The organism is Corynebacterium sp. HMSC058E07 (assembly GCF_001809885.1).
Taxonomy (GTDB): domain Bacteria; phylum Actinomycetota; class Actinomycetes; order Mycobacteriales; family Mycobacteriaceae; genus Corynebacterium; species Corynebacterium macclintockiae.
The window spans coordinates 921-11,238 of the sequence record NZ_KV799291.1; the positions used below are offsets into that span (position 1 = coordinate 921).

A 10,318-nucleotide genomic window follows, 5' to 3' on the forward strand; every position below is an offset into this window, starting at 1 on the left:
CTGTGCTCCCCGCGCCAGCGGGGATGAGCCGTGTCCTTCAGCCACTGCCACGCCGTAGAAAAGGTGCTCCCCGCGCCAGCGGGGATGAGCCTAACTGGGATATTAACGCGAAAAATGGTACCCCGTGCTCCCCGCGCCAGCGGGGATGAGCCCGGCAATGCCGTCTTTGTGGCAGTTGTACCCATGTGCTCCCCGCGCCAGCGGGGATGAGCCCGCTTATTGAGTTAGATAGTGAGGGGCAGGCGTGTGCTCCCCGCGCCAGCGGGGATGAGCCTCTGTACACCCTGCTTAATGCCGGAGGCCATGCGTGCTCCCCGCGCCAGCGGGGATGAGCCTCGACTGATTCTGACTCCGCAACTTTTCCGCGTGTGCTCCCCGCGCCAGCGGGGATGAGCCGCCCCCCCGGAAACAGTCTTTAGGCGTGAGGAAGTGCTCCCCGCGCCAGCGGGGATGAGCCCACGCCGGCATTTCGGAGTTCGCGGAAGAGTTTGTGCTCCCCGCGCCAGCGGGGATGAGCCGGGGAACGACTTTGTACATGGCGACATGGAGCGGTGCTCCCCGCGCCAGCGGGGATGAGCCGTAGTGATTTTTGGTTCGGGGTCGTTGCTTTCGGTGCTCCCCGCGCCAGCGGGGATGAGCCTCAGTGGCATTAGATAAGCCACCTCCCCACCTGGTGCTCCCCGCGCCAGCGGGGATGAGCCCCATTTCAGGATTTGCTGGTAGTCCTCCGGGAAGTGCTCCCCGCGCCAGCGGGGATGAGCCGTTGCGGTCAGCGTCTTTGTACATTGGTTGGCCGTGCTCCCCGCGCCAGCGGGGATGAGCCTCAACATCGGAGAACGTCACCGAATCTGACTGCGTGCTCCCCGCGCCAGCGGGGATGAGCCCGGCGCGTGGGGCACGACTGCTGACCGCATGAACGTGCTCCCCGCGCCAGCGGGGATGAGCCCTTCCCCGACTTCACCGCAGCGACAAAACCAGCGTGCTCCCCGCGCCAGCGGGGATGAGCCTGACAAAGAAGAAGATCAAGGCCGATGTATCGGGTGCTCCCCGCGCCAGCGGGGATGAGCCTAAGCAACTGCAGGAAAACGATGAGGGTGGCGCGTGCTCCCCGCGCCAGCGGGGATGAGCCCGAACGAACGGAACTAACATGCCTAAAACGACTGTGCTCCCCGCGCCAGCGGGGATGAGCCGTCAGTGTTCCGGGGCCTAGTGTGTGCTTCTTAGTGCTCCCCGCGCCAGCGGGGATGAGCCTTTCTGCGGGCATGGCTATCGAGTACCTGAAAAGTGCTCCCCGCGCCAGCGGGGATGAGCCCCGGAAGCCTCCTCAGAGTCCTTGAACTCATGCGTGCTCCCCGCGCCAGCGGGGATGAGCCCTCGATGGGGTCCACGGTGACACGGCCTGTCACGTGCTCCCCGCGCCAGCGGGGATGAGCCCTCGATGGGGTCCACGGTGACACGGCCTGTCACGTGCTCCCCGCGCCAGCGGGGATAAGCCGGAGTCTATTGGCAAGATCGCGGTTGGCGTGGGGTGCTCCCCGCGCCAGCGGGGATGAGCCCTGCTGCACAGCACCCGTGACCTTATTGATGCCGTGCTCCCCGCGCCAGCGGGGATGAGCCGCCGGTATTTAATTGGATTGCCGATCAATTCGGGTGCTCCCCGCGCCAGCAGGGATGAGCCGGCGCAAGAGCTCTACACGCAGGCTGCGGACTAGTGCTCCCCGCGCCAGCGGGGATGCGCCTCGGATCCTAAGAATTTTCCGGGCACGGGTTGAGTGCTCCCCGCGCCAGCGGGGATGAGCCTGGCCTATTGAAGGCCGTTAAGGCTGTGACGAAGTGCTCCCCGCGCCAGCGGGGACGAGCCCGACGACACCGCACGCCGAGACGCAGCCTCCGTGTGCTCCCCGCGCCAGCGGGGGCATGCTTAGGCCCGTTCTAGCGACAATCTGGACGGCTCGCTGCAGGGGATCTACTTAACCGGAACCTCTTTTCGCAGGAATGCCAGCTGCTCCTCAATGATCTCCGGGAACAGCGGCTCCACGTAGGGGTCGAAGTGGCCGCCCTCGTGAATGTGAATCGTAGCGCGCTGGACCTTGCCAGCGGCTTTGAGGGCGACATTCGTTGGAGTGACGGCGTCATTAGACATCACCTGGAAAAGCGCCGGGCAGGAAACATTCCCGGCCGTCCGCGCCGGCGAATAGAAACCAATCAACGCCAGAATGCTGTTCGACGTGGCCGGTGCACCAACTCACGCGCCTATTCCTCCGCATCTATAGGTAGGGGAAATAGGCTCTGACGTGCCGTTTTCTGTGGGGCCAGCGGGGCTCGAACCCGCGACCAGCGGATTATGAGTCCGCGGCTCTAACCGACTGAGCTATAGCCCCAGTATGCGTCGCCACTCGATGGAGCGGCTTGCTAACAAAAGATTCAACCACACCGCCTTTGGCGGGTAGTCATATACCCCAGTTTCAACGAAAACAGCCCCCACAATAGGTGACCTGACCTGGCGATTTGTCTGTTTACACCCCAGGCATATAGAGTATGATTCCGTTGCACAGGGCAAGGGCTTACGCCTGAAGCTCAAACAACTTAATCCCCTATAGCTCAGTTGGCAGAGCATTCGACTGTTAATCGAAAGGTCACTGGTTCGAGCCCAGTTGGGGGAGCAACTAAAAGCCCCGATCGACTGCACTACATGCAGGTGGTCGGGGTTTTCGCGTTGGTGCCGCTACGTCACTTCTGAGCGATCTTAGAAATCTTAGGCTGAGACATAGACCCTTTGTTCGATTGCTAGGTGGCTTGTCCATTCCCCTCTCTACACTTACCTCCATTCTCAACCACCACAGTTGTTCACCTAAGCGAACGCAGAAGGGTAAGGTAATGGAACCATGACGACCACGAACCCCAGCAAGCGCCGGGCGTTCCTGACGGGAGTGGGCAGCATCCTCGATCTACAGGGCGCCGCGACGTACCGCCGCATGCAAAGCCTAATGCCACCCCCAGCGCCGAGGACTTCCCTCAACGCAGCATTGGTACGGGCATCAGCTCTGAGCAGCTCCGAAACGACCCCGTTCTCCTCGCCCAAATAACCGCCTACCTGGAAGAGAACCATCTGCATGTCCCGCTTCTTATGCCGGACATCGACAAGATGAGTGAATTGCGAAGTGAAACTCCCGAACTTTACTCGGCGTATGTGGAGGCATTGCGCTCACAAACCCGGGCCGACGAGCTAACGCGAACAGCGCCTTACATAGAGCCGGCCAAGGCCGCGAGAAGGGGGCAGATATTTGGCCTCACCCCAGTTCTCCCAGTTCTACTTCTATGTGGTTACTTGGCCTTTTTGGGATATGTGATTAGTGCAAGCATCATTGCAGGATTCGATCTGGTGGCCTTAGCAAGTGTATTTGCCAACGGTCGGCGAATAGAGAACGCCTGACCGCTTCCCACGTGCACGTCAACCCAAGGGCGATCACAATGGCGAAAACCACGGGCGAACCAATTTGTTGGGAACCCGCTACCGGTCGACCAGCAACCGAGTACTACTTGCAAGTACAAAGCTAGTCCACGGAAACAAAACACGATTCTTCCGCATTTTTACCTACAGCCGTGCATTTTGCCTACGGTGCATCGCCTTTACTCAGCCACAGAAAAATGTAGACAGATGAACTCGCCCAACAAGAATCCTCAAGACCGCCCTTCCCCAACACCAACCCCAGAGCCAACCTCTATACAGCCTCCGAAGAGCAAATCAAAAAGTCCCTGGAAGAGATCAAGCCGGACTGGAACAAGCAGGCAATTAAGTATGCCCGTCACCTCTCCGAACCCCTTGGAACCGATGATCGGGATACGATATACAACACCATGACTGAGGGCGTTGGCTTCACCCACGAACAAGCCGAGTACGGCATCAGCAACATGTAGCCCGCGCCCCCTTTCGCCCCCTCCCATCTCTCCCCTCCACCACTCTCAAAAGTCCAGACTCAAAGGAACTCCAATGGAAACCCCAACCTCGAACCCCTCACCTCAGAAACCTAATCCGTTCGAAGATCCGTCCAACAGGCCACCTGGCGCAGCCCAAGAGGATGCAAAGCAGACCAAACCCGGCGGCAAGAAGCTAGCCCTGATCGTAATCGGCGTGGTCGCTCTGATCGGCATCATCGGTGGCTCCGTCTGGTATTTCACTAGCGGTGACGATGAGTCTGGCAACGACCAGCAGCCCGCCGCTACCTCCGAAGACAAGGGCTCCGCCGAAGAATCCAACTCCAAAACCGACATGACCGCTATGGATGTCAGAGGTGACAACAACGGCGGGACTAACGCCCCGAATGGCAACCCAGCGGACTCCCCATCGGACTCCTCAGCGGACTCCCCGACCAGCACCCCCAACGCATCTGGCGTACCTGCACTGCCCGACCTTTCCGACCCTTCAAAGCCCAAGACCCAAGATGGTGCAAACAAGGCAGCCGCAACCGCCTACAACGTTTTCAAACTGTCCGAGAAAGGCATCCACGACAATCTGAAGATCCAGGGCTACTCCGAGGATCAGATCAACAAAGCCATCGAAAAGCTAAACCCCGATTGGAATAAGCAGGCCGTGGACATGGCCCGCCAACTCTCTAAGGGCGACTCACCGATGCCCAAGAATCAGCTCAAGGACATGCTCACTAGGAACCTTGGCTTCACCGACGAGCAGGCCCAGTACGCCCTGGACAACATGTAAGCCCACACCCCACCCCTAACCTGAGGATTAACCCAGGAAAGGGGTGGCTTTTCTTATCGTGTAGGTAGATTCGCCGACGGTTATTTAGTCTTTACGGAGTGTGCACAGAGCAAGCCTGCTCTGCCCTCCACTTTTGACAGACGACAAGGACTAGGCCAATGACCGCTCCCCAACCCGCTCCCTACGGCGATTCCTACGGTTACCCCTCCAGTGGTCCGGCACCTCAACAGTCGGACAACAAAGGAATGGGCAAGGGCAAGGTTGTGCTCATCTTCATCTTGGGCGTCGTCGGCACGCTTGTAGCGCTGGGCATCATCGGAACCATTTGGGGTGAGGAGGACTCGAGTGACAATGCATCCTCTTCCTCCAGCAGCGTTGTCACCGTGACCGAAACCGCACCGTCTGAAACCAGCGATAGTCCCAACCCAACCTCTCCGGAAGAAAATGCCACAGAAAGCACCGGCCAGGTTGCTGAGGTACAGAACTCTGACTCCGAGGAAGTAGAAGAACCAGCCGGTGATTCCAACGCTGCGGACGGCAATGCAACTCGCGAGCAGCGCAACGCGCTGCGCTCTGCCAACAACTACCTCAATCTGATGGCATTCTCAGACCCGGGGCTCCGTAAGCAACTCGACTATGAAGGTTTCCCGGCCGATGCCATCGAATACGCCATGCAGAACATCACGGTCGATTGGAACGCTCAGGCTGTCAAAATGGCTCAGCAATACGACCAGTCCGGCCTAGCAATGTCTAACGACGGACTCTACGACCAGCTAATCTACGAGGGCTTTACCCCAGAGCAGGCCCAGTACGGCGTGGACAACATGTAGTCCCCTGCCCCTGCACCCCTGCCCCTGCCTCCTTAACGAACCAGCCTCTTCACGGCCTGGGATACCTCCGCCAGTTTTTCCTCGGCTTCCTCTCCCCCGGCCTCCGCGGCGTGCCGCACGCAGTGGTTCATGTGGTCGTCCAACAACCCCAGCGCCACGCCCTTCAGCGCAGACTGCAGCGCGCTGACCTGCGTGAGGATGTCGATGCAATATTGCTCCTCATCCACCATCCGCTGCAGCCCGCGCACCTGCCCCTCGATCCGCTTCAGCCGCGCCAGGTAGCGCTCCTTGTCACTCAAGTACCCGTGCATTATTTGAATCCTTTCAACCGCAGGCTGTTGCTCACCACAAACACACTAGATAACGCCATCGCCGCCCCGGCCAGCATCGGGTTCAGCAGACCGAATGCGGCCAGCGGGATCGCCGCCACGTTGTAGGCAAACGCCCAGAACAAGTTCGCCTTGATCGTCCGCAGCGTCTTGCGCGCCAGCCGCAGCGCATCCGCCACTGCCAGCAAGTCGTCGCGCATGACGGTAATGTCCGCCGCCTCGATTGCGGCATCCGTCCCCGAGCCCATCGCAATGCCCAGATCCGCGCTCGCCAGCGCCGCCGCGTCGTTCACGCCGTCACCAACCATCGCCACATTCTCCAGCGAGCGAACGTGCGCTACCTTATCCTCCGGCATCACCCCGGCGATCACCTCGTCAATTCCCACCTCGCGCGCCACGGCGTCCGCCACCTGCTGATTATCACCGGTCAGCAGCACGGTCTTCAGGCCCATCTCGTGCATCTTCCGCACCGCTTCGGCACTGGTGGGCCGCACTGTATCGGCCACGCTGATGGTGCCGATCGCCTGCCCATCGGCGCTAATGCTGACTGTGGTTGCCTTATTTCTGGACGCCCCCTCGTCCCCCCGACCAACCCGAATCACCTGGCCGTCGACGGTTCCTTCCACGCCGTGTCCGGGCAGATTCCTAAAGCCGGTAACTTCCGGCAGGTCGCCGAACTCCGCCCGCCCGGCTTCTGCAATGGCTCGGCCGATGGGGTGCTCCGAGTACGCCTCGACCGCCGCCGCGGCGCGCAGAACCTCAGGGCGGTTGCCGCCTGTCGGGGTCACGTCGACTACCCGCATGGTGCCCGTCGTCACCGTGCCGGTCTTATCCATCACCACGGTGGTGATGGCGTGCGCGCCCTCCAAGACCTCGGGTCCGCGGATCAGAATGCCCTGCTCGGCCCCGCGACCTGTGCCGACAAGCAGGGCTGTGGGCGTCGCTAAACCAAGGGCGCAGGGGCACGCGATGATCAGCACCGCGACCGCATTGCTGAAGCCCGCGAACAGCAGCGTGAACAGCGCAATCACGATGACGACCGGAACGAAAATGCCGGAGACCTTGTCGGCCAGGCGCTGGACGTCGGCCTTGCCCGACTGAGCCTCGTCGATCAGCTTGGCCATCTGCGCGAGCTTCGTCTGCTCGCCAACGCGGGTGGCCTCCACGACCAGGCGCCCGGAGGTGTTGATGGTCGCACCCGTGACCTCGTCGCCGGGGCCGACGTCGACGGGCACAGACTCGCCGGTGAGCATCGACTGGTCAACCGCGGACAAGCCATCCACGATGCGGCCGTCCGTGGCGATCTTTTCGCCAGGGCGAGCCAGGAAGTGGTCGCCGATCTGCAGCTGCTCGATGGGTAGCAACGTTTCCCCGCCATCTCGCAGCACCGTGACCTGCTTGGCGCCCAGGTCAGTCAGCGCGCGGATGGCATCCCCGGCGCGCTGCTTCGCGCGCTTCTCGAAGTACCGGCCCGCCAACACGAACGTCACCACTCCCGCGGCAACCTCGAAGTAGATGTCCCCCATCGGGTCGCCTGCGTGGTTCAGGATAGACCAGCCGTGGCGCATACCCGGCTCGCCCGCGTGGCCAAAGAACAGGGCGTACAGCGACCACAGATAAGCCGCCGAAGTGCCGACGGTGATGAGGGTATCCATCGTCGCCGCGCCGTGCTTCAGGTTCACCCACGTGGCCTTGTGGAAAGGCCAACCCGCCCACAGAATCACCGGGGTCGCCAGGGCGAAGCTGATCCACTGCCAGTAATCGAACTGCAGCGGCGGGATCATCGCCAGCAGGATCACCGGGGTGGCCAACGCGATGGCGACCACTAGGCGGCGCTTCAGGCCGCGCAGCTCCTTGGCGGCCGGGTCGTCGGCGGGTGCTACCGGCGCGGGCACGCTACCGCCGTAGCCGAGCTTCTCCACAATGGCGATGTAGGCGTTCGCGTCAGTGGCCGCCCCCTCTCCCGTTTCAATGTGCGCCTTTTCCGTGGCGTAGTTGACGGTGGCGGTCACGCCCTCCTGCTTGTTTAGCTTCTTCTCAATGCGATTCGCACAGGAAGCGCAGGTCATGCCTGTGATGTCAAGATCTATTATAGCCATGCCCCCATTATACCCCTAGGGGGTATCAGTATCCACGTTCGATGTACTCCTCGATGCGCGCAGCCTCAGCGCCTACCGTGGTGCTATCACCGTGGCCGGGGTACACCTTCATATCGTGCGGCAGCTTAAACACCGTCGACTGCAGCGATTCGATGATCGTCGGGAAGCTGGAGTATTTGCGTCCCGTTGCTCCCGGCCCACCGTTGAACAGCGTGTCGCCGGATAGCAGCGCGTTGCGCCCCGGAACTTCTACGACAATGCAGCCCGGCGAATGCCCCGGGGTGTGGAACAGGCGCACGCCCCAATTCGCCCAGCGCGGGTCCGCTACGTCGATTGGGGTGAAGGGGGCATCACCATTGGATTCCTCCCACAGCATCTGGTCGTTCGGGTGCAGGTAGACCTCTACGCCCCACTTCTGCGCCAGCTCCGGGGCCAGCTCGCAGTGGTCGTTGTGCGCATGGGTCAACAGAATCGCTTCCACGGTGCGGTCGCCTACGTGGTCGATCACCGCCTGCGCGTCGTGTGCCGGATCCACCACGATGCAACGGTCACCCTCGGCCAGCAGGTACACGTTGTTATCCACGTCCCACTCGCCGCCGTCTAGCCGGAACTTCCCGGAGGTCACAAACTGCTCGATCTGCGGGTTTTCAAACTTCTGCTCGCTCATGTCTTACCTCTCTTGGTCTCTGACTCTGCGTCGTGCGCGGCTTACTTGAACTCCACTACGGAACGCAGAACCTCGCCCTGCTTCATCTTCTCGAAGGCCTCTTCCACCCCTTCAATGCCAATGCGCTCATCCACGAAGCGATCCAGCGGGAAACGCCCCTCCTGGTACAGGTCCACATACATAGGGAAGTCGCGCTCGGGCAGGCAGTCGCCATACCAAGAGGACTTCAGCGCACCACCGTGGCTGAACACGTCCAGGAACGGCAGCTCCAGAGTCATCTCCGGAGTCGGCACGCCCACCAGCACCACACGGCCAGCCAGGTCTCGCAGGTAGAACGCCTGCTTAAACGTCTGCGGCACGCCCACGGCGTCCACCACCACGTCCACGCCGAATCCCCCGTTGATCTCCTGGACCTTCGCCACCAGCTCTTCGTCCGAAAGCTCCGAGCTGTTGATCGTGTGGGTTGCACCGAACTCCTCAACGGCACGGGCGAGTTTGGCGTCCGAAATATCGATAGCAATGATCTTCGTCGCACCTGCAACGGCTGCACCGGCGATCGCGGCCATGCCCACGCCACCTACACCGATGACGGCGATGGATTCGCCGCGCTTGACCTCACCGGTGTTCACTGCGGCACCGAGACCGGCCATGACGCCACATCCCAGCAGACCCGCAACGGCAGGATCGGCATCCGGATTCACCTTGGTGCACTGTCCTTCGTGAACCAGCGTCTTTTCAGCGAAAGCTCCAATACCCAGGGCGGCCTCTAGCTCCGTGCCATCGGCCAGGGTCATCTTCTTCGAGGCATTGTGGGTATCGAAGCAGTACTTCGGCTCGCCCTTCTTGCAGGCGCGACACTGGCCGCACACGGCGCGCCAGTTCAGCACCACATAGTCGCCGACCTCCACGTGGGTCACGCGGTCACCGACCTGCTCAACCACGCCGGCGGCCTCATGCCCCAGCAAGAATGGGTAGTCGTCGGTGATGCCGCCATCGCGGTAGGCCAGGTCGGTGTGGCACACGCCGCAGGCCTGGATGCGCACGATCACGTCGTTATCGCCCGGGTCGGGAATCACAATGTCGGTCAGTTCGACGGGTTCGTTTTTCGCGCGGGAAATTACCGCTCTAACAGTTGTAGTCATGTCACCCACTGTACAAGCTTCTGTGCCTTTGGTGGGTTCGCGTAAGCTTGAGCTATTAGCTAACGCAACCAACGCAAACCTCCAAGGAGCCAACATGATCCAGCTCGTCGTCGGCGCCGCCGCGGGTTACTTGATGGGCACGAAGGCCGGTCGCCGTCGCTACGAACAGATCCGCCGTGGCTATCAGACCGCAGTGAACTCGGACATCACGAAGGCCGTTGTACGTTCCGGCCGCAAGGCGCTGGCCAACCGCCTGGATCCGGAGCCGCGCATGCACGAGGTGCGCGACCTGAACCGCTCCACCCGTAATTCGCTGGGCGAGGGCCAGACCATCGTCGAGGCCGATGACGTGCATCCAAATGACCGCATTGAATCGTCCAAGAAGGTGCCAAAGAACCCCTTTAAGTGAACATCGGAACACTCGCGCTCGCGACGTGAGTGAAGCGTCCTGGGTTTAGTCCCCTTCCTTACCTGAGATAGGAACTAACCCCAGGACGCTTCACCACTGCAAACCAAAAGGTTAAACTGGCGAAA

At 61.2% G+C, this 10,318-nt stretch carries 10 protein-coding genes, 2 tRNA genes and 1 CRISPR repeat array; of the genes, 6 read left to right on the top strand and 6 right to left on the bottom strand.

Annotation, left to right across the window (positions count from 1 at the left end):
* The first annotated feature begins 2 nt into the window (after nucleotides 1–2).
* Nucleotides 3–1,922: a CRISPR direct-repeat array (repeat unit 28 nt; unit sequence GTGCTCCCCGCGCCAGCGGGGATGAGCC).
* Between the two features lie 44 nt (nucleotides 1,923–1,966).
* A complete protein-coding gene (locus HMPREF2678_RS10305) occupies nucleotides 1,967–2,209 on the bottom strand; it encodes a hypothetical protein (protein ID WP_141747097.1) in 243 nt (80 codons plus the stop codon).
* A 98-nt stretch (nucleotides 2,210–2,307) separates the two neighbouring features.
* Nucleotides 2,308–2,381, bottom strand: a tRNA-Ile gene (locus tag HMPREF2678_RS09865).
* Between the two features lie 209 nt (nucleotides 2,382–2,590).
* Here HMPREF2678_RS09865 and HMPREF2678_RS09870 point away from each other — a divergent pair.
* The 5 genes from HMPREF2678_RS09870 to HMPREF2678_RS09885 all read left to right on the top strand — a co-directional run bounded on the left by HMPREF2678_RS09870 (nucleotide 2,591) and on the right by HMPREF2678_RS09885 (nucleotide 5,547).
* A tRNA-Asn gene (locus tag HMPREF2678_RS09870) sits at nucleotides 2,591–2,663 on the top strand.
* A gap of 222 nt (nucleotides 2,664–2,885) precedes the next feature.
* The gene (locus HMPREF2678_RS10435; RefSeq protein ID WP_155269702.1) at nucleotides 2,886–3,086 is read left to right on the top strand and encodes a hypothetical protein; all 201 of its coding nucleotides are present in this window, start codon (nucleotides 2,886–2,888) and stop codon (nucleotides 3,084–3,086) included.
* Between the two features lie 679 nt (nucleotides 3,087–3,765).
* Entirely contained in the window at nucleotides 3,766–3,918 is a 153-nt protein-coding gene (locus tag HMPREF2678_RS10675) for an Ltp family lipoprotein (RefSeq protein WP_371325846.1), read from the top strand.
* A gap of 73 nt (nucleotides 3,919–3,991) precedes the next feature.
* Entirely contained in the window at nucleotides 3,992–4,717 is a 726-nt protein-coding gene (locus HMPREF2678_RS09880) for an Ltp family lipoprotein (protein WP_083303467.1), read from the top strand.
* A gap of 158 nt (nucleotides 4,718–4,875) precedes the next feature.
* Nucleotides 4,876–5,547: an Ltp family lipoprotein gene (locus HMPREF2678_RS09885; protein ID WP_080716089.1), complete on the top strand. Its 672-nt coding sequence runs from the start codon at nucleotides 4,876–4,878 to the stop codon at nucleotides 5,545–5,547.
* A gap of 32 nt (nucleotides 5,548–5,579) precedes the next feature.
* Here the strand turns inward: HMPREF2678_RS09885 and HMPREF2678_RS09890 are convergent, their stop codons facing one another.
* The 4 genes from HMPREF2678_RS09890 to HMPREF2678_RS09905 are packed head-to-tail and all read right to left on the bottom strand — an operon-like array spanning nucleotide 5,580 to nucleotide 9,784.
* Entirely contained in the window at nucleotides 5,580–5,858 is a 279-nt protein-coding gene (locus HMPREF2678_RS09890) for a metal-sensitive transcriptional regulator (protein ID WP_034967151.1), read from the bottom strand.
* Nucleotides 5,858–7,975, bottom strand: a complete 2,118-nt coding sequence (locus tag HMPREF2678_RS09895) for a heavy metal translocating P-type ATPase (protein ID WP_070552259.1) — start codon at nucleotides 7,973–7,975, stop codon at nucleotides 5,858–5,860. Before HMPREF2678_RS09895 ends, HMPREF2678_RS09890 begins: the two co-directional genes overlap by 1 nt.
* Nucleotides 7,976–8,000: 25 nt before the next feature.
* A complete protein-coding gene (locus HMPREF2678_RS09900) occupies nucleotides 8,001–8,642 on the bottom strand; it encodes an MBL fold metallo-hydrolase (RefSeq protein ID WP_070552262.1) in 642 nt (213 codons plus the stop codon).
* A 41-nt stretch (nucleotides 8,643–8,683) separates the two neighbouring features.
* A complete protein-coding gene (locus HMPREF2678_RS09905; protein WP_070552267.1) occupies nucleotides 8,684–9,784 on the bottom strand; it encodes an S-(hydroxymethyl)mycothiol dehydrogenase in 1,101 nt (366 codons plus the stop codon).
* Between the two features lie 94 nt (nucleotides 9,785–9,878).
* Between HMPREF2678_RS09905 and HMPREF2678_RS09910 the strand changes: the two genes are divergently transcribed.
* Nucleotides 9,879–10,193, top strand: coding sequence for a hypothetical protein (locus HMPREF2678_RS09910; protein ID WP_070552265.1), 315 nt, complete (start codon nucleotides 9,879–9,881; stop codon nucleotides 10,191–10,193).
* The last annotated feature ends 125 nt before the right edge of the window (nucleotides 10,194–10,318 follow it).

Excerpts from the sequence above, each read along its gene's own strand:
- HMPREF2678_RS09890 (WP_034967151.1), bottom strand. The coding sequence starts at position 5,858 with ATGCACGGGTACTTGAGTGACAAGGAGCGCTACCTGGCGCGGCTGAAG.
- HMPREF2678_RS09900 (WP_070552262.1), bottom strand. The coding sequence starts at position 8,642 with ATGAGCGAGCAGAAGTTTGAAAACCCGCAGATCGAGCAGTTTGTGACC.
- HMPREF2678_RS09880 (WP_083303467.1), top strand. The coding sequence starts at position 3,992 with ATGGAAACCCCAACCTCGAACCCCTCACCTCAGAAACCTAATCCGTTC.
- HMPREF2678_RS09885 (WP_080716089.1), top strand. The coding sequence starts at position 4,876 with ATGACCGCTCCCCAACCCGCTCCCTACGGCGATTCCTACGGTTACCCC.
- HMPREF2678_RS10435 (WP_155269702.1), top strand. The coding sequence starts at position 2,886 with ATGACGACCACGAACCCCAGCAAGCGCCGGGCGTTCCTGACGGGAGTG.
- HMPREF2678_RS09895 (WP_070552259.1), bottom strand. The coding sequence starts at position 7,975 with ATGGCTATAATAGATCTTGACATCACAGGCATGACCTGCGCTTCCTGT.
- HMPREF2678_RS09910 (WP_070552265.1), top strand. The coding sequence starts at position 9,879 with ATGATCCAGCTCGTCGTCGGCGCCGCCGCGGGTTACTTGATGGGCACG.
- HMPREF2678_RS09905 (WP_070552267.1), bottom strand. The coding sequence starts at position 9,784 with ATGACTACAACTGTTAGAGCGGTAATTTCCCGCGCGAAAAACGAACCC.